Raw genomic sequence first — 25,983 nt, 5'->3', positions numbered from 1 at the left:
CTACCTCTCGCCTACCGATGGATTCCGAACAAGGTCTTCCCCTGCCGCAGCGTTATTGGGCCATCGCGGTGGTCGCGCTCGGCATTACGCTCGCGGTACTCGACGGCGCCATCGCCAACGTCGCGTTGCCGACCATCGCGCGCAATCTGCTGGCCTCGCCCGCGGATTCCATCTGGATCGTCAACGCATATCAGCTCACCATCACCATCTCGCTTTTGCCGCTGGCTTCGCTCGGCGACCGTATCGGCTACCGTCGCGTATATATGGCCGGCCTCGCGGTCTTCACCGTCTCGTCACTGGCCTGCGCGATGTCCGGTTCGCTGCTCACGCTGACGCTAGCGCGAATCGTGCAGGGATTCGGCGCGGCGGGAATCATGAGCGTGAACACCGCGATCGTGCGCATGATCTATCCGCAAAAGCATCTGGGGCGCGGCATCAGCATCAATGCAACCGTGGTGGCGATTTCATCGGTGATCGGTCCGACGGTCGCCTCGGGCGTGCTCTCGGTCGCCACCTGGCCGTGGCTCTTTGCCATCAACGTGCCGATAGGACTCGTAGCGCTTGCCATCGGCACGAAGGCGCTGCCGCGCATGGACGGGCATCGCCGGCCTTACGACTACATCAGCGCGCTGATGAACGCGCTTTTCTTCGGGCTGGCCATCGTCGCGGTCGACGGGCTCGGGCACGGCGAGCATCGGCCGTATGTGATCGGCGAGTTCATCGTGACGGCGGTCATCGGCTACTTTTTCGTGCGCCGGCAATTGCGTCAAAGCGCGCCGCTTTTGCCCGTCGATCTGTTGCGCATTCCGGTGTTCGCGCTATCGATTGGCGCGTCGGTGTGCTCGTTCTGCGCGCAGATGCTGGCGTTCGTGTCGCTGCCTTTTCTGCTGCAGAACGGCTTCGGCATGAGTCAGGTCGAAACTGGCTTCCTGATGACGCCGTGGCCGCTCGTGATCGTGTTCGTCGCGCCGCTCGCGGGCGTGCTCGCGGATCGTTATCCCGCTGGTCTACTGGGCGGCATCGGGCTGGCGGTTCTGACCGTGGGTCTTGCGCTGCTCGCCACGACAGGCCCGCATCCGGATGCGTTCGATATCGGCTGGCGCATGGCGGTCTGTGGGCTTGGCTTCGGGCTGTTCCAGTCTCCGAACAACCGACAAATCATTTCTTCCGCGCCACGGCATCGCAGCGGCGGCGCGAGCGGCATGCTCGGCACGGCGCGGCTAACGGGGCAGACACTCGGCGCGGCTATCGTCGCGTTGATCTTTGGCGTCGAACCGCAGCACGGGCCGCTGATCGCGCTTGGCGTAGGCGCTGGTTTCGCGGCGACCGCGGCTTTGGTTAGTCTTTTGCGGCTGACGGGGAAGCGTAGCGTCGAGACCGTTTGATGGTTCGGCTTTAGCCATGGTTTGGCCGATCACCGACGCGCCCCAGCCCCCACTTGGGCACACCCCTTGCTCCTTTTCGAATCAGGTATCCGCCTCTTGCGGTGCATCAATATTCGAGCAATGAAGGAGTGAAGCAATGGCAATTTCCCTTGACGGTTACAGGGTCGCGATTCTTGCATTGGACGGCTTCGAGCAAGCCGAACTAATCGAGCCGCAGCGCGCGCTCAAGGAAGCTGGCGCGCAGGTCGATGTCATTTCTCAAAAGCCCGGACAGATCCAGGGCTTCAAGCACGTCGACAAAGGTGACAAGGTCGATGTGGACCAAACCTTCGACGCCGCCAACGCATCCGATTACGACGCCGTCGTGCTGCCGGGCGGCGTGGTCAACGGCGACGCCATCCGCCTGGACGCCAAGGCGCAAAGCTTCGTGAAGGAAGCGGATCAGGCGAAGAAGCCCATCGCCGTGATCTGTCATGGCGGCTGGCTGCCGATCTCGGCGGGCATCATTGCAGGCCGCACGATGACGAGCTGGCCGAGCTTGCAGGACGACATTCGCAACGCGGGCGGCACTTGGGTCGATCAGGAAGTGCAGATCGACGGCAATCTCATCACGAGCCGCAAGCCCGACGACATTCCCGCTTTCAACAAGGCACTGATCGACGCGCTCGGCAAGACGCGCGCCGCCTGAAACAAGAAGCGACGGGGCCACCGTATTCAACAAGAATCAACGACCAAAACGGAGTCGAGCCGATGATGCCGCGATCGTTGTTCGCAGGCTGTGCAAGTGCGATAACGCTGGCCGTTGCCTGCGCTGCTCACGCGCAGACCGGTGACGCCGCAAGCGCCAAGCTGTCGAGCGTCGACCAGCAGTTCGTGCAAGACGCCGGCACCGCGGGCGCGACCGAAATCGCAGCCAGCAAGCTCGCGCTCACGCATGCAAGCGGCAAGCAGGTAAAGGACTTTGCACAGCGAATGATCGCGGATCATACGAAGCTCGCGCACAGCCTGGATGGAATCGCAAAACGCCACGGCATGAGCGAGCCACCGAGCGCGGATTCGTCGGTGATCGGCAGCCTGCAAAATCTTCAGGGCGATGCATTCGACGATGCCTATATCCAAAAGGTAGCCGTCGATGGGCATCGCAAGGCCATGGAGTTGTTCAAGCAAGAAAGCGAGCAAGGCAATGACGCCGCGTTGAAGGCAGTCGCGGCGAAGGCGTTGCCCGTTATCGGCCATCACTACGCCATGGCGCAACAACTGGCGAAGGCAAAGGCGGCGTCATGAGCGTCTTTCAATTCATGGAAGTCATCGATGTATCCGACAGCCCTGCAGCACGGCTGACCCGCGCCGTAGCGGACGCGCATGCAAGACATCGTCCGGCCTATGAGGATTCGACCATGCATATCACCTTTGCAGACGAAAAACCCGTGTTCGATGGCGACGACCTCGCCCTCCACTTCACCGCGCTCGTCGACTCCGAACCCGTCGTGTGCTCTATCAGCGCCGAAGCGCTAGAAGATCATTTCGGCGCTCCATCCGCGCGCGAGGACGATCTGCTTCCCGCATTCGAGCGCGGCGAGGCGCGCATTCGCGCGGTATGCGCCGAAGTGCTCGATGACAACGGCGGCGTGCCCGTCGTGCTGCGTAGCGGCTTGTTCCGCGTCGCGGGACTCGAACCGGATTGAGCAGGACTTACATCGTTAATCCTTTGTCCCGCGAGCGCACGCGCCCGGGCCGAACCACGCAACACTGAAAAGAAGGAGGGAATATGTCCCTGATCATCGCGGGTCGCTTCCAGACTTTTCCCGCAGCCGAAGCGGCGGCGCAGCGCCTCTTCGAACGCGGCTTCATCGAAGAAGATGTCACCCTGTTCTTCGTGAATCCGGGCGGTCAACACGCGCGGCATCCGCTGGGTGGCGATGTCGGCACCGACGTCGGCGCGCGCTCCTCGCCCAAGGGCGCGGGTAAGGGCGTGACCATCGGTGCGGTCGTGGGCGCTATCGTCGGCGCGGCGCTCTTCGCCATCTTCAAGGCGCCGCTGATCGTCTCGGCCATTGCAGCGGGTGTCGGCGCTTACGTTGGCTCGCTAGCGGGCGCGATGTCGCATACCAAGACCAAGGAATCGGCTCACACCGAAGCGGCGCCGCGTCATGCGGGCGTGCTGGTCGCGGTGCATGTGTCGCCGGAGAATTCGAACGATGCCGCCACCATCTTGCGCGATGCAGGCGGCGTCGATGTCGAACGCGCGTCGGGCCGCTGGCAGCAAGGCAAGTGGAGCGACTTCGATCCGTCCAAGCCGCCGAAGCCGGTGGAAAAGTTTGCGGAACATCGTGCCTGAAGCGAATGACCGCGGAAAGCGGTCTGCCGGGCACGCCGCGTGCGTCTACTCGTACCAGAGCCAACGTGCCGCACGTCGCACGATGGCAAGATCCAAACTAATAGGAGGTGTCATATGAGCACGAATGTCGTATCGGTACTCAACGATCTCATCGAAACGTCGAAGGACGGCGAAAAGGGTTTCCTCAAGGCCGCCGAAGAGACGCGTGACGCAAGCCTCAAGCTGCTATTCCAGGACCGCGCGCAAGCCTGCACGACCGGCGCACGCGAGTTGCAGGAAATCGTTCAGCGTCTGGGCGGCACGCCGGAAACGGGCGGCTCGGTTGCAGGCGCGCTGCATCGCGGCTGGGTCGATGTCAAATCGGCCGTCACCGGTCACGGCGATCACGCGATTCTCGCCGAATGCGAGCGCGGTGAAGATTCCGCCAAGAAGAACTATCGCGAAGCACTCGACAAGGATTTGCCCGCCGATGTGCGTGCCGTGGTCGAACGCCAGTATCAGGGCGTGCTCGAGAACCACGACCGTATCCGCGATCTGCGCGATCAGTACGCCGCAGCGAAGTCCTGATTCGGTTTTAGCGTCGAAGCCGCGAGGTTGGCGGCTCGTGATGCGACAGTCGCCGCGCCAAGTGCGCGGCGATTTTTTATTGCGGCGCGCGCGTGTGGAAGCGAAAGATCAAAGAGAAACGGCCGCTTGCGCGGCCGTTTCAGTTAAGCAGCAGGCAACGACGAAGGCTTACTGCGGCTGACCCTTGTCGTTCGTCCCGAGCGCGGAAGCCGCAGCGGCCGCCGATGCGCCCTTCAGCTTGTGCGCCTTGTCTTGCTGATGCAGATACGTGCCTTTCTGCTTCTTCGCCGGAGCGGCAGCGGCGTCGGAAGCCGCTTGCGCGAATGCCGTCGTCGAGAATGCGAGTGCCAGCGCGCCAATCAAGGCCATCTTTTTCGTCTTCATAAGAGCTCCATTTGCCGTGGCCCTTGGATGCATCGCGAAGGAAGCATTCGCAGGCCGGCTTTGCGTAACGTCCTCGAACGGACGTACTTCGTTTTAAGGTAGCAAAGATGCTGCGAGGGTATTGCGTGTCATGTCTGTCTGCGACTTTCGCATGGCCGCGCGCACGTTCTCCACGCTGCTCATGCAAGAACCCGCGCTAGAAGCCTGGCTTCATCGTTCAAGAGAGCGATTCGCCAAACTTCCGCGCGGGTTCCGATACTGCGACTGCTACACCGCGACCCGCCGTGACGAGCCGGGCATACGCACTATGCCATTAGTTGGCAGCGATTTTAAGATGGTTTTTCACGGAAGCAACACCGGAAACCTGCTTAACGGTTTCTTCGGCGGCGGTCTTGTCTTCCGCCGACGGCACCGTGCCGGTCAGCGAGACGACGCCGGCGCGCGTCTTGACGTGAATATGCGTCGACTTGACGTTCTTCGCTTGCAGCAGTTCGGCCTTGACCTTGGTCGTCACTGCGCTGTCATCAACCTTTTGGCCAACGGACGTGTCCGTCGAACCCGAGTTCGTCGTCGTGGTCTGCGCGTTCACGTTCAGCGCGAACACGACACATGCGATACCGCCAGCAGCTTTGAGGAATTGAGTCGTCTTCATGGCAATACTCCATTTTTTCGATTTTCGATACTGCGCGTCCGCGGCTTTGAGCCTGTTTGCGGAACGCCCCGTGGGTGCTGCTTTTAGTGATGCTCGATCACGTTCGCCGCGTGTTGCACGAATCGTGTCCCCCCTACCGCAACTTGCGTGCCGTGCCCCGTCAAAAGTGCTTAGTGGGTCTCCGCACGCAGCAAAAAAGCCCGACGAATCAAAGGGCTTGGCGCTTCTCGAAGTCGTCCTCGGCAAGCGCGGCATCGACCGCTCAAGTCCGATCCATAAGCTCGGGAGGGCGCGGCGCTTTTGTCTGAGTGCGTGTAAAAAGTGCGCGAAAGCATCGCTTCGCCAAGTGAAAACAAGCCGTGGACAAAGATCAAAACGTAGATGCAGCAGGCATCCGATGCGCATTGGCATAACCATTGCTTTAGTCCTCGTCACGAACACCTCTCAGTCCAGAATAACGAGGATTAGCAAGCAATGCCGCCTACACTCGAACTTCGCACCAAGCAAAGCCTCGCACTCACCCCGCGCCTTCAGCAGTCGGTACGCCTGCTGCAGTTGTCGTCGCTGGAGTTTCAACAGGAGTTGCGTAACGCGCTGGACACGAATCCGTTTCTCGAATACGACGAGTCGCAAACCGAAGACAACGCCCTTTCCGCCGACAACGGCAATTCGATGAGCGACTCGCCGCTCTCGAATTCGTCCGACAATGCGACCGAAGCGCCAATGGCCTCCGAAAGCAGCATGGACAGCGACTCCGGCGGCGACAACAATTCGCGCGACGACTCCATGAGCGACTACTCGTCCGATCCGTTCGGCCGCAGTTCGACGCGCAACAGCGGCGACGGCGAAGGTTCCGATCCCGCCGACTGGGTACGCATCGAGCCGTCGCTGCATGAGACCTTGCACGATACGCTGCGCCTCTATCAACTCAGCCAGCGCGACCGCGCGATTGCCCAGCTCATCATCGAAGCATTGGATGACGACGGCTATCTGCGTCAGGAACTGAGCGAACTCGCCGATGTGGTCGATATCGAACCGGCGCTGACCGAAGACGAACTCACTATCGCACTCAAGCTCGTGCAGTCGCTCGACAAGCCGGGCGTCGGTGCGCGCAATCTCTCGGAATGCCTGACCCTGCAGCTCGATGCGATGCCCGAAGGCACGCCGGGCCGCGCCGTCGCACGCGAGATCGTGGGACATCATCTGGAACGGCTTGCACGCCGCGAGCAGGCCGAACTGCAAAAGAAGATCGGCTGCAGCGCGGAAGAACTGCGTATAGCGTGTGCGCTGGTGCGTCGTCTCGACCCGAAGCCCGGCGAGAACTACGGCGCGAGCGAAGACAACTACGTGGTGCCGGACGTCATCGTGCGTCAGGTCAAGAAGAGTTGGGTCGTCACGATCAATCCGGCCGTGCTGCCGCGCGCGCGCATCCACCGCATGTACGCGGAATTGTTCGCGCAGTCCGCTGGCGCAAGCCGTTCGCCGCTCGCGCAACAGTTGCAGGAAGCGCGCTGGCTAATCCGCAACGCGCAGCAGCGCTTCACGACGATTCAACGCGTGGCCGAATGTATCGTCTCGCATCAGAAGGCGTTCTTCGATTACGGCGAAATCGCGCTCAAGCCGCTCGTCCTGCGCGATGTCGCCGACGAACTCGGCCTGCACGAATCGACCATCTCGCGCGCCACGGGCAACAAGTACATGTCGACGCCGCGCGGCATCTTCGAATTCAAACACTTCTTCCCGCGCGAACTCAGCACGGAAAGCGGCGGTACGTGCTCGGCTGCCGCCGTACGCGCGCTGCTCAAGGAAATGATCTCGAAGGAAAACTCGCGCGACCCGCTATCGGACGTGAGCCTTGCCAAGATGCTCGCGGATCAGGGCGTGATCGTCGCGCGCCGCACGGTGGCGAAATATCGTCATCTGATGAAGGTGCCGCCCGCCGAGCTGCGCCGCCAAGCCTGAACGCACGCAAATTTCACGCGCTGACGCATTGGGCGACGACCCGGTCAAGAGAGTCGCCTCGTAGCCTCAGCATGCAGCCGCCCTTTCAACGGGCGGTTTTTTTATGCGCGGCCGAATCGCCGCGTTTAGTCGACGCGCTAACGCCAGCCTGCTTCCCGATGCGTGCGCCTGCGTGCCGCCGTTGCCGCCAGCTCCGCGCCGAGCAGAAAAACCGCCGCCGAGTAGTAGAGCCACATGAGGATGATCGCGAGCGACCCCGCCGCGCCGAACATGTTAGCCGTGCCCGCATGCGCGAGATAAAACGCAAACAGTCGCTTGCCCGCCTCGAACAACATGGCCGCCGCGGTTGCGCCTAACGCGGCGTCGCGCCACATCATGCGCGTGGTCGGCAAGAACTTGAGCAGAAGCGTGAACGCGAGCGTGAGCATGCCGAGTGAAATCGCGCGCTGCGTGACGCTCGACAGGATGATGAACGGATTGCCGTCGCCGAAAGCCCAATGGCCGAGCACTTCGACGAGCGCATCGAGCACGAGCAACGCAACCACCAGCAAGCCGGAGCCGACGACCAGGCCGAAGGACATCAGCCGAACGCGCAGCAGCGAGACGATGCTTTCCTTCGCGCTCACGATAGGCGTGGGCCAGATCACGTTGAGCGCGCTATGCAGCGATGAAAACGTCGCCGACGCGCCGATCAGCACGCCGCCCGCCGAAAGCAGCGCCGTGCTGCGCGCGATATCGGCGTGCCACGCGTTGGCGACGATGGCTTCGAGCGCGTGCGCCGCATCGGGGCCGACCACGCCGCTGATTTCATCGAAGAGTCTGCCTTGCACGGCATCCGCGCCGAAGAAAACGCTCGCGACCGCGATGACGATGACGAGCGTCGGCGCCAGCGAGAACGCCGCGAAAAACGAAATCGATGCGGAGAACATCAGGCAATGGTCCTGAATCCATTGCCTGACGGGATCGACGAACCACGCAACCCAGCCGAAACGCGACGTGCGGCCGACAGCGACAGGCGTGGAAGAGGTCGGAACTTCTCGGGTCATCGGCGTGAGCTTGGCGGTTATCAATCGCCGATGTTAACGCCGCTTCGAAAGACGTGCGTAAAAACGGCGCGCCGCAAGTACATCGCGGCACGCCGTATCGATCGTTAAATGCGTGCTCAGACCTTGTCTTTGTCGTCCGCGGGGTCGGCGTCTTCGTCGAGCAGGCCGCGCGTTTCGTCCTCGATGTCGTCCGGCAGAATGTCCGCGTCCGGTTCGAGATTGTGGTCGCCATCGGCGGATGCTGCCTCGCCGGTGCCGTAGCGGTCGGTATCGCTCGCGAGTTCGGCTTTGGACTGGCCGAGCGCGTGGGCATCGAGTTCGTCTTCGATGTCGCCCGGATGACGCATTTCGCCCTGCACGTCGGAACCGCTATCCGAGGAATCGCTCGGACCTAACGCGCCTGTGCCGTGCCCCTTGCCAACTTCGATCTCGCCTTCTTCATTGGGATTCAGAGTGCTTCCGCTCATCGTGACCTCCTTCGTTTCGTGTCGAAGGTTGAAGCGCAAGGAGCGTTCCGCGCAAGCCTTGCGGCGTCGAATGGCGGGCACAAATAAAAACCCCGCGCCGTGTAGAGGCGCGGGGTTTTCTGGTTACACGTTCAAGCCTTGGCGGAAGGCCGTCTTGCCTGCGTCGATGTACTCGCGCCCTGGCGCACCGTCTTGACGGTCTGCTCTGTGACGGAAGTCGCGGTTGCGACGCTGCGCAAATCCGACAGGAACGAATCGCGCCACACGGACAGATTGTTCTCGCGCAGCGGCGCCATCATGTCGGCGTGACGCGCCTGGCGTTCGGCGAGCGGCATCGACAACGCACGTTCGAGCGCCTCGGACATCTGCGACAGATCGAACGGATTGACGACGAGCGCGCCCGGCAGTTGATCTGCCGCGCCGGCAAATTGCGACAGCACGAGCGCGCCCGGATCGGCCGGGTCTTGCGACGCGACATATTCCTTCGCCACGAGATTCATTCCGTCACGCAGCGGCGTGACATATCCGACCTGCGAAAGCCTGAAAAGCGCCATCAGCAGATTGCGTTCGTATTTGCGGTTGAGATATTGAATCGGCGTCCAGTCGAGTTGCGCAAACCGGCCATTGATACGCCCCGCTTCGCCTTCCAGGTTCTGGCGAATGCGCTGATATGTCTGCACGTCCGAGCGTGTCGGCGGCGCGATCTGCACGAGCGAAACGCGGCCATGCCAGCCCGGCGCGTTGAGCAAAAGGCGCTCGAAAGCCTGGAAGCGCTCGACGAGGCCCTTCGAATAATCCAGCCGATCGACGCTCATGATGAGCTTGCGGCCACGCATGCTGTCACGCAGGCTCTTGACCTGCTTGCGGTTGGAGAACTGATCCGCTGCCTTGGCGATGGCGTCCGGATAGATGCCGATCGGATACGCGCCCACTTTCAGCATGCGGCCGAAGGCCTGCAACATGCCGTCTTCGCTCAGATGACCACGCCCGCTACGTTCGACGTAATCGGTGAAGGACTGCTTGTCGGCATCGGTCTGAAAGCCCACGACGTCGTACTGACACATGCCGGCAATCAGTTCCTCGTGCGGTGGCACGGTCCGCATTACTTCCGGCACCGGAAATGGAATGTGCAGAAAGAAGCCAATCGGATTCTGGATGCCGATCTTGCGGCACTCCTGCGCGAACGGCAGCAAGTGATAGTCGTGTACCCAGATGATGTCATCCGGCTTGATGAGCGTCTTGAGCTTCGCGGCGAGTCCCGCGTTCACGCGCATATAGCCCGCGTATTCCTCGCGATCGAAGCGCGACAGGTCGTTGCGGTAGTGGAAAGTCGGCCACAGCGTGGCGTTCGAAAAACCACGGTAATACTGGTCGTAATCGCGGCGCGTCAGGCCGACGGTGGCATACGTCACATTGCCGTTTTTCTCTATGACAGGGTCAGCCGCTTCACCGACGATCTCGCCGCTCCAACCGAACCATACGCCGCCCGTCTCCTTGAGCGCATCCAGAACGCCGATGGCAAGGCCGCCCGCGCTGGGCTTGCCTTCCTGGATCGGCGCGACGCGATTCGAAACCACGATCAATCTGCTCATTACAGCATCACCTCTCAGTTGTCGTTGCTTGCTCGAATTGGCGGCTGAAGATATGCAAGAGCCGTGCCTTTTTGAGACACGGGCAGGATGAAAATTCGTATCCAAGTGTTACGAACGAAATCGGACACGCGGTAAGAAGTCGCCGCGTAGAAGTTTTTGCTCTTTCGTCGAAGGAAACGAAGGCGGTGAAATCAGGAATCCTGCTCCGAACCCAGGTCGCGCTGATAGTCGATTCCCTCGCGGCGCACGCCGCCCTGATTGTGCTCGCCGTCGGGCGGAGCGTCAGGTGCGGGGCGGTTCTGGCTGGCGGGATCGTGTTCGATCGGCGGTGCCGGCGCGGCTTCGCCACCAGCGGCTTTAGCCGCCTCAGCGCGTGCTTCGCGCTTGGAAGAGTGACGCGCGGAGCGTCGGAGTGCGGGATGCCTCATCAATGCCTCCAGAGAAGAAGGCCGTCGAAAATGACGTCGGCGGCGTCGGACCGATCTTGTCGCAATGCATCTTTGCTAGAAAAATCGACCGGACACTGCTTGCAGCGCCGGTCATCGTTGCTGGCTACGTTGTAATCCCTACCTTCGAGATGGAAACTTATTCAAAGCCTGCACAGATTCAGTGAATGGTCGAAAGTCCGCCAATTCCCTTATTGCACGTGCGGCGCTTCGTTCGGTCCGGGCGGCGGGTCGCCAATGGGCTGCATCGGTTGTTCGGGCGGCTCGCGAGTCGGATCGGGATTCGTGTCGGGCGGGATCGGCGTGGGCGGCGGCTGATCGGGCGGCGTCACGGGCGGGTCCGGCGGCTGGGGCGTCTGCGCGCTGATTCGAGCGCTATCGGATGCGAAATCGGGCATGTCAGGCTCCTTGCGGTCTTGTGATCGTAATCGCCGCATCCACGCTCCGTTTTCTTGCGGTTTCCCGCGCGTGGATGGCAGTCAAAGGTCAGCAAGGCCTATGCCCTTGTTTCTTCCAATTTCCGCCTACCTCGCGCCAGGACTCCGCTTCATTATCGGCGCTGAATCCGCATGCGACAAATAAAAAGGCCCGCGCTTTGCAAGCAGCGGGCAATGTTTTGTCTAAAGATAAGCGACGTTCAGGTATTTTCGCTATCCGCGTCAGAAAGGTCTCCGCCTTCTCCGACGGCTGCCTTGCCAGCGGCATCCTCGCCGTATTCGACGAGCCGGTTGTACAGCGTCTTCAGGCTGATGCCGAGAATTTCCGCCGCCCGCGTCTTCACGCCGCCGCATTGTTCGAGCGTCGCGAGGATGAGCTGCCGATCAGCCTGCGCGAGCGACGTGCCGAAGGGAATCGTCACCGCCGTGCCCGCAGAAGGACGCGACAGTGAAATCTGCAGCGGCACGGTGGCCGTGCTATCCGAATCCGTACCCGACATGATGTACGCGCGCTGCACGTAGTTCTTCAACTCGCGCACGTTGCCGGGCCAGTTGTAGGACGCGAGCATTTCACGCACGGCGGCGGGAAACACCTTCTTCGTGTTGTAACGCGAGTTGAGTTCGTCGAGGAACGCCTGCCCGAGCAATTCGACGTCCGTGCCGCGTTCGCGCAGCGGCGGCAGGTTGATCGGAAACACGTTCAGGCGGTGATACAGGTCGAGCCGCAGTTTGCCTTCGAGCACAGCCTGCTCGGGATCGCGATTGGTCGCGGCAATCAGGCGCACGTCCGTTTCGAGTTCCTTCGTGGTCCCGACGCGCATGAACATGCCGGTTTCGAGCACGCGCAACAGCTTCACCTGAAGCTCGATAGGCATCTCGGTGATTTCGTCGAGGAACAGCGTGCCGCCGTTCGCGCGCTCGAAATAACCCTTGTGCTGCCGGTCCGCGCCTGTGAACGAGCCGCGTTCATGGCCGAACATTTCGGATTCGATCAGGTTCGGCGAAATGGCGCCGCAATTCACCGCGATGAACGCGTGCTTGCGTCGCAGGCTCAGCTCGTGCAGCGTTTGCGCGGCGACTTCCTTGCCGGTGCCGGACTCGCCGATCAGCAGCACGGACGCTGCCGTCGGTGCCACGCGGCCGATCTGATCGTAGACCGTCTGCATGGCCGGCGAATTGCCGAGCATCAGCCCGAAGCGGCCCATGCGGCGCAACTCGCCACGCAAGGTGCCGATTTCCGCTTTCAGGTCGCCGGCGCGCGGCAGGCGCGAAAGGATCGCCTTCACGCGCTGCATGTTGATGGGTTTGACCAGATAATCCGCCGCACCCATCTTGAGTGCGCTGACCGCGGACTCGACGGTCGCATGGCCGGTAATGACGATGAACTCGACGCCCGAGCGCGGGTCCAGATCCTCGAACAGATCGACGCCGGTGCCGTCGGGCAGCTTGAGGTCGGTAAACACGACGTCCGGCGTCTGCCGCACGAGCTGGATGCGCGCCTCGCGCAAGTCGCCTGCCGTGGCTGTCGTCAGTCCGTCTTCGCCGATGATCGCGGCTAGCGCCTCGCGGGTACTGGGATCGTCATCGACAATCAATACATGTGGCATTGCGTCTCGATATTTCCAAAGCGTTTTCAGGGTCACACGCCAGGTGCGGCGTGGTCTTCTCCGGGCGATGACACGGTGGACTGCCCGGGCCGGTGCGGCTTTCGGTCATGCGCCCGTTGTGGCTCGAGCTTGAAGTGCATGACGCAAAAAGCGCGAGAAATAGAATAATTTCCGATGCGCTGTACGCTTGGGTCTGTCAGCCGTAAGTTTTTCCATTTAGGCAACTTATGGCGGATATTCGTTGATTATAAAGGTTTATCGACATAAAAACGCACGCCGGTCGGGCGTGCGCGGAGTTCGTTCTAACGCGGCGGTGATGAAAACGCCTTCCGGCAGCACTCCGTCGCTCGCAATGGAACGACGGTTGTGGACTACTGCGCGTCAGCTTCGCGGGAAATTCCAGGCGTCTGCCGTGCCGCCTACGCCGTGACCATTCACCTCATGCGGCGCGGGCAAGCGACTCGACGGCGTCAGCACCTTGCCGCCCTCGTCTTCCCAACGGTGCAGATCGCGGGCCGTGCGACGTGTGGCGGCATCGCGCGATTGCGCCCATTTCCATGCAAGCACGCTGCCCACCGCGAACAGCGCCCCGAAAATTCCGATTGAAGGACGTGCCATCTCGTTTTCTCCCTTGGTTATCTAAATCGCTGTTTGTGCCTTGATTTCGCCGACGCGCGCTCTTGTCTATTCAGCGCGCTTCGATCAGCGGACAACCAGAAGCCCGATGAGAAAGCCCGCGCCCGCCGCGATACCCAGCGATTGCCACGGATTTTCACGCACATATTTTTCGGTGCACTCGACGCTGGTCTTGTAACGCGTCTGCGCGCTCGCTTGCGCGTCTTCGAGCGCGGAGCGCGCCGAATCGACGTGATCGCGAAGGCGCGTGCGCAAGGCATCGACGCCCTCGCCCGGCAGCGACGCCGAGAGCCGCAACAACTCTTCCGAGTCGTTGAGCAGCACCTTGATGTCTTCGATAATTTTCTGCTTGCCCAACGCAAGCTGGACAGTCGTCTCAGTCATGAAATCAGGTCCTTGCCTTAGAAATGTGGGGGTAAAGTCTGAAGCTTTGCGTATCTCAATGCGTTTCAGCGCCCGCGAGCGCCTTGGCCACACCGTGCATCGTGAAACGCATGCGCAGATTGCGCAGGACGCCGCCGGCCATCAACGCGACGCCAAGCACGCCGAACACGGCGCTCGTGACGTTGGCCGCACGCGAAAGCGCAGGCGTGCCCGCCGCGTAACCGAGCACGGCACACATGAGCGCGGTCACCAGCGCGACCAGAGCCCAATGGTAAATGTCGATCGGCTCGCGCACCGCGAGTTCCTGTCCGCCGCGCGTCGGCCGCACGGGCTTGCTGGCGTTGCCACCGAAGTTGCCGACCATATTGCCGTCGCGCGTGGCGGTGTCGAAGTCGAGCGTATCGTCCATGATGCGTGTTACCTCTCTCGCTGCCGTCCGCTCGCAGTCGCGATGCACACCGACCGCTTGCTGCGAGCTTGTTCGAATAAGGATGACTCGTCCTTGCAGCTTTCATGCCAGCCATCTGTGACGGCGTCCAGGAAATGTTCTGCCCGAAGCGGTCCGCGCGAGCCATCACGAAACCGGGTAAGTATTACGCTGTAGACGTGTAAATTCCCCGAGCGGAGCGAGAACCTTGCCGGAAGTCACGCGACGCACATGTGCCAATCAGACAAATTGGGCGATGCCGAACGCCGCACGTTGCCGCAAAGTCGTTGCGAATGGTTAAATAGCGTTTATGAGATGGACTTGTCCGTCTACGGAAAACATCGACCCGCCTGACGAGCGATCGTACGAATGGATCGCGAGCTTGCTTGGCGTCAAATCAAGCGACGTGTTGCTGCCAGGAAACGCCCGAAACTGGCGGCATCGAGCCGAAACTCAGCTAACGCGGCCGGTTCGCATGCTTGGCGCCGCTCGCGCGCATCGACATGCGCCACCACGCTTGACCGATGCCTGGCCGCCATCCGCTCAACCATATTGGCAGAACTCAGGACATATCAGCACACATGGCGACAACCGATCTGGACCCGCCCATCGCCGTCGGCGATACAGCCGCGCAGAAAAAGCGCAATGCGGGGGAAGTGCCGGGCTTGAGATCGTACGGACTGCTGTACGGCTCATCACCCGTGATGCAGGAGTTGTACACGCAGATCGAACGCGTCGCCGGCACCGATGCGACCGCGCTCATCATCGGCGAGTCGGGCACCGGCAAGGAGCTCGTCGCGCGGACCATCCACGATAAAAGCGCGCGCAAGGACGCACCGTTCATTGCCGTGAATTGCGGCGCGATTCCCGACAACCTCATCGAAGCGGAACTCTTCGGTCACGAAAAAGGCAGTTTCACGGGCGCGGTATCGGGACGTATCGGCTACTTCGAACACGCGAATGGCGGCACGCTTTTTCTCGACGAAGTGACGGAGATGTCGCCCGTGCGGCAGGTGAAGCTCTTGCGCGCGCTCGAAACCGGCACGTTCTTTCGGGTCGGCGGCAACGATCTCATCAGCTCCGACGTTCGAGTGATCGCCGCGACCAACCGCGATCCGATTGCCGCCGTGAAGGAAAACGGCTTGCGCGAGGACTTGATGTACCGGCTCGCCGTGTTTCCGCTGCGCGCGCCGCCTTTGCGCGAACGCGATTCGGACCGCGAACTGCTCGCCCAGCATTTTCTGTCCGAAATGAACGCGCAGGAGGGCACGAGCAAGGCCTTCAGCAAACGCGCGCTCGACGTGCTGCGCACCTACTCGTGGCCGGGCAACGTGCGCGAACTCAAGAACACGGTGTATCGCGCGTTCATTCTCGCGGAGAAGACCGTGGAGATCGCGCATCCGCATCTGGCATCGCGCGTGAAGAAGCCCGTCACTCAGGGCGATGCGATGAACGTCTGGGTCGGCACGCCGCTCGCGGATGCGCAGAAGCAGATCATCCTCGGCACGCTCAAGCATTGCGGCGGCGACAAGCGTCGTGCCGCGAAAGCGCTGGGCGTGAGTCTCAAGACGCTCTACAACCGCCTTGGCGCCTATGAAAACGAGGACACCGAATCAGGCGAAGCCCCTTCCGGCGGCAGCAACGAAAGTTGAGCGTCCGTTGGTCACGGACGAACAAAAGGCGAGTGCGTGAAAGCGTTCTCGCCTTTTTTATGGGGCGTTGAGCAACGCGTTCCCGCTGCTTGCAATTTCTTGCAATTTTCTCGAAGCGGTAATTAGAAGCATGCTTCAAAATGCGCGAAGCTCGCGACATGCACGTGTCGCGCATTCTTACGTGGCGGGGCTTTGGCGGCGATTCCTCAAGGAGATTCGCAGCCTGGCTCACGGCGCCTGGGCAGACGAAGGAAACCAGCAACATGCAGATCAGGGTTGAATGGCGCGGCAAGCGCGCCGCCGCGCTTGCCGCGATCGTGTCGGGCGCTATCGCCTGCGTGAGTCTCAGCGGCTGCAATTCCCTCTACAGCGAAGGCGCGACGGCTGGTGCCGGTATCGCCGGTGCGGCTATCGCGGGCAAGGTGACGAGCAACGCCGCGGTCGCCACTGGTATCGGTCTTGGCGCGGTGGCGGCGGCGCGGGCGGGCGTGCAGTACTCGCAGCGCATCGTGCATACGGACACGCAGGACAAGATCGCGTCGGTCGCCGGCCCGCTCGACGTCGGCTCGGTGGCGCCGTGGATCTCGGTGCATTCGGTGCCTATCGAAGACGACGAGAAAGGCCGCGTGACAGTGAGCCGCCAGATCAGCAGCGGTACGCTCGACTGCAAGGAAATCGTCTTTTCCGTCGATCGCGACGCGACCAAAGACCGTGCCGCCGACAGCGCGTTCTACGTGGCATCCGTGTGCCGCGATGGCGACAAGTGGAAGTGGGCATCGGCCGAACCGGCGACGCCGCGTTGGGGCTCGCTGCAATGACGGAGCGCGTGGCGGTATCCATGACGCTGCGCCTTGGCTGCATCGCGGCTTTCGCGGCGGCGTGCGTCGCGATGAGCGGCTGCGCGTCGATTGGCGCGGCAAGCGGTGCGCTCGCGGGCGTGGCAACGGGCGCGGTGACGACCAATCCGGCTATCGGCCTGGGCGTCGGCATTGCGGTGCAGGCCGCGACCGACGAAGTCGTGAAGCGCGTGACGAAGTCTCTGCATCAGGATCAGCAGGTTGCCATCGCGGTGACGGCGGGCATGTCGGACATCGGCGAGACGCGACCCTGGAAGGTCAAGCACACCTTGCCGGTGGAAAATGGCCACGGCCAGGTGCGAGTGCTGCGCGAGGTCAAGAGCGCGCTTGCGAGCTGCAAGGAATTCGCGTTCTCCGTGGCGGATGGCGACGATCCGAGTTCGCATGAAGACTGGTTCATCGCGACGGCGTGTCAGCAAACCGAGGGATGGAAGTGGGCTTCGGCGGAACCGGCGGTCGAGCGGTGGGGGAATCTGCAGTAGGCGGGGAGGCAGCGGAACCGCTTTTTTTGCTTCGAGGCTTCGAACAAGAAGCGCGGCGAGTCCGCGCTTTTTTGTTGGCTTCGATTCTGGCGATGGCTTGATGTTGGCGGGCCAGTGCAGTGCGACCCTGCCGCGCCGTTCGTTGACCGTTGCCGTGCGCCTGCTACTTTCGAAAAAGGCGTGGCGAGTCCTCGCTTCTCCTTGCCTCGACCTTCAGCGTTCTCACTTGCCTCCAGCACGACGTGATGATCAAAGCCCCAAAGAAAAACGCGGCGTCCTGACCGGCCACCGCGCCTTTCCCGCAGAAACCACCAATAGCCTCAAGCCTCCACGTCTTCCAGACTCAGCATCTCCGTTTGATCGTTGTACGAGAAGATCTCGCCATAACGACCCCAGTCGATGACCGCATCCATCGTTTCCTGCGCGGCCTTGTCGGAGAGGAAGTCTTCCAGTTCCTGCTCGAAGCGCACGCGCGGCGCGCGATGCCCCGGCCGCTCGTTCAACACCTTCTTGATCCGCGCCGCCAGCGGCACGTGCCGCAGCAGATGCTCGGCGAACATCATCTTGCGCTCCTGCGTGCCGAATTCGGCAAACACGCGCGCCTGCGGCGTCAGGAAAATATCGCCTTCGCGCACGTCGGCGAAACCGAGATGCTGCAGCACTTCGGCCACCGGAAAGAGTTCATCGACCTCGAGATGCAGCGTGCGCGCAATTTCCGGCATGTCCGCGCGACCGTGATACGGCTCCGCCGCGAGCGTTTCGATGAGACCCGCCATCAGATTGGTCGACACCGACGGCAGCCAGCTTCCGAGCTCGAGTCCCTTCTTCTTCGATTCATCCAGTTGCCGCGCGGTCATCTTCGCGTAAATGTCGTCGACGAGACGCCGGAACGCCGGGTCCAGACGATTGCGCGGATGCTTGAACGGCACCTTGATCTCGGCCATCACGCGGCCCGGATTCGACGACAGCACCAGAATGCGGTCGCACATGAACACCGCTTCCTCGATGTTGTGCGTGACGATCAGCACCGACTTGATCGGCATGCGCCCTTGCGTCCACAAGTCGAGCAAGTCGGTACGCAAGTTCTCGGCGGTCAGCACGTCGAGCGCGGAAAATGGCTCGTCCATGAGCAGCAAGGTCGGATCGACGACGAGCGCGCGCGCAAAACCCACGCGCTGCCGCATGCCGCCCGACAATTCGCGCGGATAGGCATTCTCGAAACCGTCCAGCCCGATCAGGTCGATGGCCGCCAACGCCCGTTCGCGCCGCTCGCGCGCCGCCACGCCCTGCGCTTCCAGACCCGCTTCCACGTTTTGCATGACGGTCAGCCACGGGAACAGCGCGAACGTCTGGAACACCATCGCGACGCCCTTCGCCGGTCCGCGCAAGGGCTCGTTCAGATAAGTGACGTCGCCGGCAGTCGGCTCGATCAGTCCGGCGATGATGCGCAACAGCGTCGATTTACCCGAGCCCGAACGTCCGAGCAGACCGACTATCTCGCCTTCGCGCAGCGAGAGGTTGGCGTCGTCGAGCACGAGCAGTTCGCCCTGGGTCTTGTTGAATCCGCGGCTCACGTTCTGCACGCGCAGGATTTCCGCGCCCAGGCGCGGCGGCGTGCCGGGCACGCTGGGCGCCGGCGTGCCCGTCGTGCGCGATGCGCCCGGCGTGTTGGGGTTTTGCGTGTTCTTGGTGTTCTGCATCGGAACTCGTCCTCAATCCAGTCGAAGTCTTGCTTCGGCGTAGGCGTACAGCGGGCGCCACAACAATCGGTTGAACAGCGTGACGAAAAGCGACATCACGGCAATGCCCAGGATGATCTTCGGATAGTCGCCATCCGCAGTGGTCTGCGCGATATACGCGCCGAGCCCGTGCGCGACGACGCTCGTCTTGCCCCACGACACCGCCTCCGCGACGATGCTCGCGTTCCACGCGCCGCCCGATGCCGTGATCGCGCCGGTGATGTAGTACGGGAAGATGCCTGGCAGCATGGCCTTTTTCCACCATTGCCAACCGCGAATCTGAAAGTTGGCCGCGGCCTCGCGGTAATCGTTCGGATACGCCGATGCCCCGGCAATCACGTTGAAGAGGATATACCACTGCGTTCCGAGCACGATCAACGGCGAAAGCCAGATATCCGGGTTCAGATGCCAGCGCACGATGGCGACGACGAACACCGGAAACAGCAGGTTCGCCGGAAACGCCGCGAGAAACTGCGCGACGGGCTGCATCTTCTCGGCGAGCGCGGGGCGCAACCCGATCAGCACGCCGACCGGCACCCACACCACCGACGCAATGCCGATCAGCACGACCACGCGAATCAGCGTGATGAAGCCGAGCACGAACACGTGACCGACATCGCTCCAGCCGACGCCTGTCGACACGAACGAGACCACCTTCCACGTGACGAACGCCGTGACGAGCAGCACGGCCGCGCCCCAGGCGATATCGCCGGTGCGCGTGGACGGCACGGTGGCGCGCAACGGCAGCTTCACGCCTTGCAGCGACGGCAGACGAATCGGGAAGCGCGCGGCCTTCGCGAACAGCCATCCGGCCGGCACCAGCAACCGGTGGATCAGCCGCGTGCGGCGAATCAGATCGAGCAGCCACGATTCCGGCGCGTTGCCCGAGCTCGTGTTCTCCATGCGGAATTTGTCTGCCCACGCGACAAGCGGACGGAACATCAGTTGATCGTAGGCAAGGATAACGACGGTCATCGCCAGAATCACCCAACCGATCGCGGAGAGGTTGCGCTCGCCGATCGCCGCGGCCAGATACGCGCCGATACCCGGCAGCACGATGCTCCGGTTGCCCACCGTGATGGCCTCGGAGGCGACGACGAAGAACCAGCCGCCCGACATCGACATCATCATGTTCCAGATGAGGCCGGGCATGGAGAACGGCACTTCGAGCTTCCAGAAGCGCTGCCAGTTGGTGAGGTGAAAGCCGCGCGAGACTTCATCCAGATCGCGCGGCACCGTGCGCAGCGACTGGTAGAAGCTGAAGGTCATGTTCCACGCCTGGCTCGTGAAGATGGCGAAAATCGCGGCACACTCCGCGCCGATCACGCGCCCGGGAAAAAGCGCGAGAAAGAACGTGACGGTAAACGAGATGTAGCCGAGCACCGGCACCGATTGCAGGATGTCGAGCACCGGCACCAGCACGACCGACGCGCGCCGGCTCTTCGCCGCGAGCGTGCCATAAACCAGCGTGAAGATGAGCGAGGCGACCATGGCGAGCAGCATGCGCAAGGTCGTGCGCAGCGCGTATTCGGGGAGATTGCCGGGGTCGAGCGAGATCGCCTGCGTCTGCAGGGTGGAAATAGGCGCGAGCGTCTCGTGGAAACCGACAGCGGCAAGCGCGATGATGCAGATGATCATCGGGAACGCGACGAAGTCCCAGCGATTGGGCAAGATCCGCCATACCGACGCGTTCGCCGTGCGGTTCAGATTGAAACCAAATTCCATGCAACGCCCTCCCCGTAAGGCTTTGTTCCAACCGCGCAAGGCGCGGGATAGTGCTCATGACGGCAAGCCGTCGCGCGGGCAAGACGCCTTCGTGATCGATGACTGCCTGATCGTCGACTCTCGTGGAATCCGTCGCGCTACCCGCATGCTCAACGTATCTGCCCGTCCAAAAGCTGACAGACGACACAGAAAACCAGCAAATGGATAACGTCAGGCAGCCGTCACTCTTTAACCAGTGCGTACCGGCTGTGCGGAACCGAGCGACACTACACCAAGTTTCGTGACAGTCACAATCTTTCGGCGCTCAGCCACGTCATTCGTGTGATGTTTCTATTTGCTCTTCGGCGCCACGGAGGCAAAATAAACGCTTGGTCGCCGTCGCATCCGCATTCTGAATAATCTGGCTTTCTTTTGACTTAACCTCTGCCCCAAGCCGAGGAGCAGGCCGACCAAAACCACGCCGGGAGTGCGTACGAGCAGCGACGAAGGCAACACATAACGCAAGAACCGAACCGCCCGTGCTTACCCTGTGTTGGGTAGACGCCGCCTGTGGAGACAAGGCGCTTGCTGGGCGGCGAAAAACATCGTCCAATCGTGGCTATCACTAACAATAATGAGCGCCGATGCAATGCACTACGCCGCCCCGAAGCCGAACGCCCGTCTGCCCGGCTGTTCTCGCTTGAATCCGCGCGCGGCGTGAGCCAGCGTAGCCGAGAACGCGATGAACAAGACCCTCCTGCACCGACTGATCGCGCTCCTCGGATTCGCGCTGCTCGGCCTTGCGTGCTGGATCGCGGCCGGCTTGCTGTCGGACCGAATGGTACAGCAGGAAATGACGGGCACGGTGCGCACCGAACGACAAATGGCGGCATCCATCGTCGACAACATGGCGCAGGTCATCGCAAGCGATCTCGCGATGTCGCGCGCCATTCCCGCCACGCTCGCACAGGTCGAACTCATGCAGCATGCGCTCGCGCAATCGCGGGATTATGCCTCGAACCCCGCGGGCTCGGAAAGCGAACGGCGCGCCGAATGGACCGCGCGTCCCAATCTCGCGAAGGTCAACCGGTTCCTCCATGACGCGCAGGGCTTCTCCGGCCTCGATTCCATCTGGCTCATCAACGACCAGGGCTACTGCATTGCATCGAGCAATTCGGCGGACGACAACAGTTTCATCGGCTACAAGATGAGCGCGCGCGGCTATGTCGCGCGGGCGCTGCTCGGCGGCTTCGTCGAGATGTACGGCGTCGGGCGGCTTTCGGGCGATCCGGGCATCTACATCGCCGCGCCGATCTACGACGACGGCATCCTCGTGGGCGCGGTGATCGCCAAGGTGAGCATCGACCGGTTGCGGCATTGGGTGTCGCGGGCCGGCACCTTCGTCACCGATGAAAACGGCGTCGTGGTGATGGCGCACGACGGCGCGCTCGAGTATCAGGCCATGCCCGATGCGCCCGTCGCCCAAATGACGCCGCGCGAGCGGCTCGAACATTACCGGCGCGAGGACTTTCCGCCGTTGCGCGTCGCGCATGTCGGCGATCAGATGCGCGCGGCCGAGCACTGGCTCGCGCCGACGCTCGCGGAAACCTTCTACGCGACCAACGGCAGCAGCGTGCCCGCGCTCTACGACGAGCGCACCGGGCTGAATTCGGGGCTGTCGGCGCACATCGTCCATCCGCTCACGAGCTGGCCGGAGATCAGCCGCAATCACAGCCGCGACCGCGTGCTGGTGTTCCTGACGATGCTCGGCGTCGTGACACTCGCTATCGTGATCGCCGTCTCGTATTCACGCGAGCGCCGTCTGCATCGCGCGACGCGCGATCTCGCCGAGCAGTTGCAATCGGCCAATACGCTCTTGTCGGCCGAAGCGCGCCACGACGCGCTCACCGGCGCCCTCTCGCGCCGCTACTTTCTCGACACGCTGCGCCACGAAGTGGAACTCGCGCGCTCGGTCGGCACGCCGTTGTCGCTCGCCATCGCGGACCTCGACCACTTCAAGCAGATCAACGACCGTTACGGACACGCGTCCGGCGACCGCGCGCTCGAACACTTCGCCGAAGTGTGCCGCGCGCAGTTGCGTCCGAGCGATGCAGTCGGCCGGCTCGGCGGCGAGGAATTCGGCATCCTGCTGCCGCAGACCGCGCTGGCGGACGCGCAGGCCGTGCTGGAGCGGCTGCGCAAGCGCTTTCATCACGAGCATTGCGCGCATCTTCCCGACGAGGCGGTGTTGTCGGTAAGCATCGGGATTACCGAACTTGCTGCCGACGATGCGCTCGAATGGATTCTCTCTCGCGCCGATCTCGCGCTCTACGAGGCGAAATCGCGTGGTCGCGACCGCAGCGAAGTGCGCCCGGCCGATCCCCCGCCGCCCGCGCGCTATCCCGAAAACTCGCTGATGGGTAAGTAAGCGCGGCATGGCTTGGGAGGGCATCTCGTCGCGCTCGACGGCGGGCAGGTATCATCGACGTTCAATATCGAATGACGCCGCCGTCACGGGAGAAATGCATGAAGGGAAATCTGGTCATCGTGTGCCGCGATCAGGACGCTGAAACGTTCGACCAATTGCTGGCCGAGTACGGCTCGTTCCAGACGCGCCTTTCTTCGACCACATGGTTTCTGAAGATCGCGCTTGCGCCGGAAGTCATTCAGGAGGAAATTCTCGCGCGGCTTGGCAAATACACCACGCATTACATCTTCGAGGCTTCGACGGTGACTTACAACACCGTGGATAGTGAAGCGGCCTCGGCGCTGGAAACGTTGTTTGATTGACGTGGGGCATGGATTAATGCCGCCTGGCCTTGAAACGTTGTTCCATTGACGCGGGTTTAGTAAAGACGCCTCCGGACTTTGATTCGGAGGCGATTTTGCTTTCTCGATGCAGGTTCAACGCTTCGGACGTTGAGCATCGTCTGGCCTACTTCGAGCTACACACGAACACGGCCCGACACTGAAACATCGTTCCATAGACATTGGCGCAAAACAAAACGCCTCCGTTTCGATGCGGAGGCGCTTTGTTTTCAGCGCGACGAAAGCCGACGTGCGCGGTTCAAAGAGAAGCACGCTCCTCATGCTGCGCTCCCACGCGCCTTTCGCTCGTCGGCTGCGAGGCGACATCGAACGGGAACGTCATGACCACCTGCAACCCGCCCGCAGGCTGATTGCCGACCTCGCATTCCCCGCCCGCGCGCCGTGCGAGCCGTTCGACGATAGCCAAACCGAGGCCACTATGTCCGCTGCCGCCGCGCGCCGGATCGAGCCGCACGAACGGCCGGCTCGCCTTGATGAGATCGTCCGGCGCGATACCCTTGCCGTGGTCCGAGACGGTCAACACCCAGCCCTTTGCCGCGCGCCGGGTCGCAATGACGATGGGCGCCGCGCCGTAGGCATGCGCGTTATCGAGGAGATTCGACAAGAGCCGGTCGAGCGTTGCCGCGGGCAGCACGAAATTCGGCCCGGCTTCCAGGTCGAGCCGAACCGGTTCCGCGGTCGGCGACACCGCGCGATACGTCCGCGCGATCTTCTCGCACTGCTGATCGACCGAAACGGGCTCGCTGCCATCTGGCCGGTCGTGCGCGAACACCAGGAACTGATCGACGATATGCGCCATGGAATCGACATCGCGCACTACGCCATCACGCACCTTGGCGTCGTCCATCATCTCGGCGCGTAGACGCAAACGCGCGAGCGGTGTCTTCAGATCGTGCGCGACGCCTGCGAGCATCACCGCGCGATCGTTCTCGGTTTGCGAGACTTCACGCACCATCTGGTTGAAGCCGTGCGTCAGTTGCCGCAGCTCACGCGGGCCGCGTTCGGGAACGGGCGGCGTCGGCTGACCGCGACCGAAACGCCCGACCGCTTGCGCCAGCGAGCGCAACGGATATTGCAACTGCCATGCGCCGAAGAGCGCGGCGAGTACGGCGGTCGAGAAAATGAGCGCGAGCCACAGCAGCATGCGGTCGCGGGAGCGCGGCGGCCGCAACGGCTGCACCGGCACGACGATCCAGCCGGCGTCCTTCGCGCCATGCACCCACACGCTGGGCGGCGCGCCGGGTTCGTTCAGGCGAACATCGGTGCCATCCGGCAGACGGTCTTTCAGGTCTTCGATGAAATGAGCGAGCGGCGGCGGCGTGTCTTCGTCGGGCGTCCGGGGCACTTCCGGGCTGTTGAGCGGAAAGATGCGCACGCGCGGCGGCAAGGGTTGATCGGGTGTGTTGGCCATGTGCTGACGCACGGCATCGACGAGAAATGCGGTTTCCTCGACGGCAAAACGCGTCTGCACGTTGTCGCGCTCGAAGCGGATGATGGCGAACCAAGCGACATGCGACAGCACCAGCATGCCGATGACGATGACGACCAGCCGCCCGAACAGCGTGTCAATTGCCCGGCGCATTTTGCTCGCCGTCCGGCACGAACACGTAGCCGCGCCCGCGCACCGTCTGAATGAAACGCGGCGCGGATGGATCGCTTTCCAGAATGCGCCGCAGACGCCACACCTGCACGTCGATACCACGGTCGGTGCCGTCGTATTCCGGCCCGTGCAGCAGTTCGAGCAGACGCTCGCGCGTCAGTGTGCGCATAGGGTTGTTGACGAAAATCTTCAGAAGCGCGAATTCGCTGCCGGACAAGGTGATCGGCCTGTCGTCCTGTTGCAGCGTGCGCGACTGGAAGTCGAGCCTGAAGCGCCCGAACGAATACGGCTCGCGCTGTTCCGGCGCGGCCGATGGAATGGTGCGGCGGCGGCGCAGCACGGCTTGCACGCGGGCAAGCAATTCACGCGGATTGAACGGCTTGCCGAGGTAATCATCCGCGCCGAGTTCGAGACCGACGATGCGGTCCACGTCGTCCGCGCGCGCGGTCAGCATGATGACGGGGATGTCGTCGCCCGATGCGCGCAGCTTTCTGAGCGCGGTCAGGCCGTCGACGCCCGGCATCATCAAGTCGAGCACGATCAGATCGGGGCGCTCGCGCTCCAGCCGGCGTTCCAGCGAACCGGCGTCGTGCAGCACCGAAACCTCGATGCCCTGCCGGACCAGATAGTCGCGCAGAAGGTCGCGCAGTTCGGCGTCGTCGTCGACGACAAGTATTTGCGTAGTCATGGGCTGAAGTTTAGCGCGTGAGACGTAACCGTTTGCCCGCAAGGATGCCGTAAAGGGTTACGGGGTGTTACCGCGAAAGCATCGCGTAAACCTGCGTAATAA

28 protein-coding genes are annotated in these 25,983 nt (G+C 62.3%); 13 read left to right on the top strand and 15 right to left on the bottom strand.

Annotated elements, in window-relative coordinates; all coding sequences use genetic code 11:
• Positions 1-17 precede the first annotated feature (17 nt).
• From QCE79_RS04180 to QCE79_RS04155, 6 genes are all read left to right on the top strand, one after another.
• The gene (locus QCE79_RS04180; RefSeq protein ID WP_250463996.1) at positions 18-1,385 is read left to right on the top strand and encodes an MFS transporter; all 1,368 of its coding nucleotides are present in this window, start codon (positions 18-20) and stop codon (positions 1,383-1,385) included.
• Between the two features lie 136 nt (positions 1,386-1,521).
• Positions 1,522-2,073, top strand: coding sequence for a type 1 glutamine amidotransferase domain-containing protein (locus QCE79_RS04175; protein ID WP_250463994.1), 552 nt, complete (start codon positions 1,522-1,524; stop codon positions 2,071-2,073).
• A 62-nt stretch (positions 2,074-2,135) separates the two neighbouring features.
• Positions 2,136-2,669, top strand: a complete 534-nt coding sequence (locus tag QCE79_RS04170; RefSeq protein WP_250525580.1) for a DUF4142 domain-containing protein — start codon at positions 2,136-2,138, stop codon at positions 2,667-2,669.
• A 113-nt stretch (positions 2,670-2,782) separates the two neighbouring features.
• Positions 2,783-3,070: a DUF1488 domain-containing protein gene (locus QCE79_RS04165; RefSeq protein ID WP_244827994.1), complete on the top strand. Its 288-nt coding sequence runs from the start codon at positions 2,783-2,785 to the stop codon at positions 3,068-3,070.
• 83 nt (positions 3,071-3,153) lie between these two features.
• Entirely contained in the window at positions 3,154-3,723 is a 570-nt protein-coding gene (locus QCE79_RS04160; RefSeq protein WP_244827463.1) for a hypothetical protein, read from the top strand.
• A gap of 114 nt (positions 3,724-3,837) precedes the next feature.
• Positions 3,838-4,290 (top strand): PA2169 family four-helix-bundle protein, encoded by a 453-nt coding sequence (locus QCE79_RS04155; protein ID WP_250463990.1) that lies wholly within the window; start codon positions 3,838-3,840, stop codon positions 4,288-4,290.
• A 168-nt stretch (positions 4,291-4,458) separates the two neighbouring features.
• Here QCE79_RS04155 and QCE79_RS04150 read toward each other — a convergent pair whose 3' ends face one another.
• Complete coding sequence (locus tag QCE79_RS04150; protein WP_244827461.1) at positions 4,459-4,674, bottom strand: hypothetical protein; 216 nt, start codon at positions 4,672-4,674, stop codon at positions 4,459-4,461.
• 313 nt (positions 4,675-4,987) lie between these two features.
• The gene (locus tag QCE79_RS04145) at positions 4,988-5,326 is read right to left on the bottom strand and encodes a BON domain-containing protein (RefSeq protein WP_244827460.1); all 339 of its coding nucleotides are present in this window, start codon (positions 5,324-5,326) and stop codon (positions 4,988-4,990) included.
• A gap of 474 nt (positions 5,327-5,800) precedes the next feature.
• Between QCE79_RS04145 and QCE79_RS04140 the strand changes: the two genes are divergently transcribed.
• Complete coding sequence (locus tag QCE79_RS04140; RefSeq protein WP_244827459.1) at positions 5,801-7,288, top strand: RNA polymerase factor sigma-54; 1,488 nt, start codon at positions 5,801-5,803, stop codon at positions 7,286-7,288.
• Between the two features lie 137 nt (positions 7,289-7,425).
• Here QCE79_RS04140 and QCE79_RS04135 read toward each other — a convergent pair whose 3' ends face one another.
• The 4 genes from QCE79_RS04135 to QCE79_RS04120 all read right to left on the bottom strand — a co-directional run bounded on the left by QCE79_RS04135 (position 7,426) and on the right by QCE79_RS04120 (position 10,821).
• On the bottom strand, positions 7,426-8,334 hold the full coding sequence (locus QCE79_RS04135) for a YihY/virulence factor BrkB family protein (protein WP_250508774.1): 909 nt from the start codon (positions 8,332-8,334) through the stop codon (positions 7,426-7,428).
• Between the two features lie 116 nt (positions 8,335-8,450).
• Positions 8,451-8,801: a chemotaxis protein gene (locus QCE79_RS04130; protein WP_309842065.1), complete on the bottom strand. Its 351-nt coding sequence runs from the start codon at positions 8,799-8,801 to the stop codon at positions 8,451-8,453.
• A gap of 131 nt (positions 8,802-8,932) precedes the next feature.
• On the bottom strand, positions 8,933-10,393 hold the full coding sequence (gene otsA, locus QCE79_RS04125; RefSeq protein ID WP_244827456.1) for an alpha,alpha-trehalose-phosphate synthase (UDP-forming): 1,461 nt from the start codon (positions 10,391-10,393) through the stop codon (positions 8,933-8,935).
• Positions 10,394-10,584: 191 nt separating this feature from the next.
• Complete coding sequence (locus QCE79_RS04120; RefSeq protein WP_309842062.1) at positions 10,585-10,821, bottom strand: hypothetical protein; 237 nt, start codon at positions 10,819-10,821, stop codon at positions 10,585-10,587.
• 2 nt (positions 10,822-10,823) lie between these two features.
• On the opposite strand from QCE79_RS04120, the gene QCE79_RS04115 reads away from it, so the two are divergent.
• Positions 10,824-11,006, top strand: coding sequence for a hypothetical protein (locus QCE79_RS04115; RefSeq protein ID WP_309842060.1), 183 nt, complete (start codon positions 10,824-10,826; stop codon positions 11,004-11,006).
• 24 nt (positions 11,007-11,030) lie between these two features.
• Here the strand turns inward: QCE79_RS04115 and QCE79_RS04110 are convergent, their stop codons facing one another.
• The 5 genes from QCE79_RS04110 to QCE79_RS04090 form a co-directional block, all read right to left on the bottom strand.
• Positions 11,031-11,237 carry a hypothetical protein gene (locus QCE79_RS04110; RefSeq protein ID WP_244827453.1) on the bottom strand — a complete coding sequence of 69 codons (207 nt, stop codon included), beginning with the start codon at positions 11,235-11,237 and terminating at the stop codon, positions 11,031-11,033.
• Positions 11,238-11,476: 239 nt separating this feature from the next.
• The gene (locus QCE79_RS04105; protein WP_244827452.1) at positions 11,477-12,883 is read right to left on the bottom strand and encodes a sigma-54 dependent transcriptional regulator; all 1,407 of its coding nucleotides are present in this window, start codon (positions 12,881-12,883) and stop codon (positions 11,477-11,479) included.
• Positions 12,884-13,264: 381 nt separating this feature from the next.
• Positions 13,265-13,501, bottom strand: a complete 237-nt coding sequence (locus QCE79_RS04100; protein WP_244827451.1) for a hypothetical protein — start codon at positions 13,499-13,501, stop codon at positions 13,265-13,267.
• A gap of 84 nt (positions 13,502-13,585) precedes the next feature.
• Entirely contained in the window at positions 13,586-13,903 is a 318-nt protein-coding gene (locus tag QCE79_RS04095; protein ID WP_250508771.1) for a YqjD family protein, read from the bottom strand.
• A gap of 55 nt (positions 13,904-13,958) precedes the next feature.
• A complete protein-coding gene (locus tag QCE79_RS04090; RefSeq protein ID WP_250463982.1) occupies positions 13,959-14,312 on the bottom strand; it encodes a hypothetical protein in 354 nt (117 codons plus the stop codon).
• Between the two features lie 599 nt (positions 14,313-14,911).
• Here QCE79_RS04090 and QCE79_RS04085 point away from each other — a divergent pair.
• The 3 genes from QCE79_RS04085 to QCE79_RS04075 all read left to right on the top strand — a co-directional run bounded on the left by QCE79_RS04085 (position 14,912) and on the right by QCE79_RS04075 (position 17,321).
• Complete coding sequence (locus QCE79_RS04085; RefSeq protein ID WP_244827448.1) at positions 14,912-15,982, top strand: sigma-54-dependent Fis family transcriptional regulator; 1,071 nt, start codon at positions 14,912-14,914, stop codon at positions 15,980-15,982.
• Positions 15,983-16,245: 263 nt separating this feature from the next.
• Positions 16,246-16,800: a hypothetical protein gene (locus QCE79_RS04080; protein WP_244827447.1), complete on the top strand. Its 555-nt coding sequence runs from the start codon at positions 16,246-16,248 to the stop codon at positions 16,798-16,800.
• Positions 16,797-17,321, top strand: coding sequence for a hypothetical protein (locus QCE79_RS04075; RefSeq protein ID WP_244827446.1), 525 nt, complete (start codon positions 16,797-16,799; stop codon positions 17,319-17,321). The genes QCE79_RS04080 and QCE79_RS04075 overlap by 4 nt, the downstream gene beginning before the upstream one ends.
• A 320-nt stretch (positions 17,322-17,641) precedes the next feature.
• On the opposite strand, the gene QCE79_RS04070 is transcribed toward QCE79_RS04075, so the two are convergent.
• Positions 17,642-19,021 carry a nitrate/sulfonate/bicarbonate ABC transporter ATP-binding protein gene (locus QCE79_RS04070; RefSeq protein WP_309842052.1) on the bottom strand — a complete coding sequence of 460 codons (1,380 nt, stop codon included), beginning with the start codon at positions 19,019-19,021 and terminating at the stop codon, positions 17,642-17,644.
• Positions 19,022-19,033: 12 nt separating this feature from the next.
• On the bottom strand, positions 19,034-20,785 hold the full coding sequence (locus QCE79_RS04065; RefSeq protein ID WP_244827444.1) for an ABC transporter permease subunit: 1,752 nt from the start codon (positions 20,783-20,785) through the stop codon (positions 19,034-19,036).
• 721 nt (positions 20,786-21,506) lie between these two features.
• On the opposite strand from QCE79_RS04065, the gene QCE79_RS04060 reads away from it, so the two are divergent.
• The gene (locus QCE79_RS04060) at positions 21,507-23,192 is read left to right on the top strand and encodes a diguanylate cyclase (protein WP_309842047.1); all 1,686 of its coding nucleotides are present in this window, start codon (positions 21,507-21,509) and stop codon (positions 23,190-23,192) included.
• Positions 23,193-23,290: 98 nt separating this feature from the next.
• On the top strand, positions 23,291-23,554 hold the full coding sequence (locus QCE79_RS04055) for a hypothetical protein (protein WP_244827442.1): 264 nt from the start codon (positions 23,291-23,293) through the stop codon (positions 23,552-23,554).
• Positions 23,555-23,831: 277 nt separating this feature from the next.
• Here the strand turns inward: QCE79_RS04055 and QCE79_RS04050 are convergent, their stop codons facing one another.
• Positions 23,832-25,175, bottom strand: coding sequence for an ATP-binding protein (locus tag QCE79_RS04050; RefSeq protein WP_309842042.1), 1,344 nt, complete (start codon positions 25,173-25,175; stop codon positions 23,832-23,834).
• Positions 25,159-25,881 carry a response regulator gene (locus tag QCE79_RS04045; RefSeq protein WP_244827440.1) on the bottom strand — a complete coding sequence of 241 codons (723 nt, stop codon included), beginning with the start codon at positions 25,879-25,881 and terminating at the stop codon, positions 25,159-25,161. The genes QCE79_RS04050 and QCE79_RS04045 overlap by 17 nt, the downstream gene beginning before the upstream one ends.
• Positions 25,882-25,983 lie beyond the last annotated feature (102 nt).

Source organism: Caballeronia sp. LZ003, from assembly GCF_031451465.1.
Classification (GTDB): domain Bacteria; phylum Pseudomonadota; class Gammaproteobacteria; order Burkholderiales; family Burkholderiaceae; genus Caballeronia.
The sequence above is the reverse complement of the archived record's forward strand: the minus strand, read 5'-3'. Positions and strand labels throughout refer to the sequence as shown.

Coding starts and splice junctions, on each gene's coding strand:
- QCE79_RS04180 (WP_250463996.1), top strand. CDS start 18: ATGGATTCCGAACAAGGTCTTCCCCTGCCGCAGCGTTATTGGGCCATC.
- QCE79_RS04175 (WP_250463994.1), top strand. CDS start 1,522: ATGGCAATTTCCCTTGACGGTTACAGGGTCGCGATTCTTGCATTGGAC.
- QCE79_RS04170 (WP_250525580.1), top strand. CDS start 2,136: ATGATGCCGCGATCGTTGTTCGCAGGCTGTGCAAGTGCGATAACGCTG.
- QCE79_RS04165 (WP_244827994.1), top strand. CDS start 2,783: ATGCATATCACCTTTGCAGACGAAAAACCCGTGTTCGATGGCGACGAC.
- QCE79_RS04160 (WP_244827463.1), top strand. CDS start 3,154: ATGTCCCTGATCATCGCGGGTCGCTTCCAGACTTTTCCCGCAGCCGAA.
- QCE79_RS04155 (WP_250463990.1), top strand. CDS start 3,838: ATGAGCACGAATGTCGTATCGGTACTCAACGATCTCATCGAAACGTCG.
- QCE79_RS04150 (WP_244827461.1), bottom strand. CDS start 4,674: ATGAAGACGAAAAAGATGGCCTTGATTGGCGCGCTGGCACTCGCATTC.
- QCE79_RS04145 (WP_244827460.1), bottom strand. CDS start 5,326: ATGAAGACGACTCAATTCCTCAAAGCTGCTGGCGGTATCGCATGTGTC.
- QCE79_RS04140 (WP_244827459.1), top strand. CDS start 5,801: ATGCCGCCTACACTCGAACTTCGCACCAAGCAAAGCCTCGCACTCACC.
- QCE79_RS04135 (WP_250508774.1), bottom strand. CDS start 8,334: ATGACCCGAGAAGTTCCGACCTCTTCCACGCCTGTCGCTGTCGGCCGC.
- QCE79_RS04130 (WP_309842065.1), bottom strand. CDS start 8,801: ATGAGCGGAAGCACTCTGAATCCCAATGAAGAAGGCGAGATCGAAGTT.
- otsA (WP_244827456.1), bottom strand. CDS start 10,393: ATGAGCAGATTGATCGTGGTTTCGAATCGCGTCGCGCCGATCCAGGAA.
- QCE79_RS04120 (WP_309842062.1), bottom strand. CDS start 10,821: ATGAGGCATCCCGCACTCCGACGCTCCGCGCGTCACTCTTCCAAGCGC.
- QCE79_RS04115 (WP_309842060.1), top strand. CDS start 10,824: ATGCCTCCAGAGAAGAAGGCCGTCGAAAATGACGTCGGCGGCGTCGGA.
- QCE79_RS04110 (WP_244827453.1), bottom strand. CDS start 11,237: ATGCCCGATTTCGCATCCGATAGCGCTCGAATCAGCGCGCAGACGCCC.
- QCE79_RS04105 (WP_244827452.1), bottom strand. CDS start 12,883: ATGCCACATGTATTGATTGTCGATGACGATCCCAGTACCCGCGAGGCG.
- QCE79_RS04100 (WP_244827451.1), bottom strand. CDS start 13,501: ATGGCACGTCCTTCAATCGGAATTTTCGGGGCGCTGTTCGCGGTGGGC.
- QCE79_RS04095 (WP_250508771.1), bottom strand. CDS start 13,903: ATGACTGAGACGACTGTCCAGCTTGCGTTGGGCAAGCAGAAAATTATC.
- QCE79_RS04090 (WP_250463982.1), bottom strand. CDS start 14,312: ATGGACGATACGCTCGACTTCGACACCGCCACGCGCGACGGCAATATG.
- QCE79_RS04085 (WP_244827448.1), top strand. CDS start 14,912: ATGGCGACAACCGATCTGGACCCGCCCATCGCCGTCGGCGATACAGCC.
- QCE79_RS04080 (WP_244827447.1), top strand. CDS start 16,246: ATGCAGATCAGGGTTGAATGGCGCGGCAAGCGCGCCGCCGCGCTTGCC.
- QCE79_RS04075 (WP_244827446.1), top strand. CDS start 16,797: ATGACGGAGCGCGTGGCGGTATCCATGACGCTGCGCCTTGGCTGCATC.
- QCE79_RS04070 (WP_309842052.1), bottom strand. CDS start 19,021: ATGCAGAACACCAAGAACACGCAAAACCCCAACACGCCGGGCGCATCG.
- QCE79_RS04065 (WP_244827444.1), bottom strand. CDS start 20,785: ATGGAATTTGGTTTCAATCTGAACCGCACGGCGAACGCGTCGGTATGG.
- QCE79_RS04060 (WP_309842047.1), top strand. CDS start 21,507: ATGAACAAGACCCTCCTGCACCGACTGATCGCGCTCCTCGGATTCGCG.
- QCE79_RS04055 (WP_244827442.1), top strand. CDS start 23,291: ATGAAGGGAAATCTGGTCATCGTGTGCCGCGATCAGGACGCTGAAACG.
- QCE79_RS04050 (WP_309842042.1), bottom strand. CDS start 25,175: ATGCGCCGGGCAATTGACACGCTGTTCGGGCGGCTGGTCGTCATCGTC.
- QCE79_RS04045 (WP_244827440.1), bottom strand. CDS start 25,881: ATGACTACGCAAATACTTGTCGTCGACGACGACGCCGAACTGCGCGAC.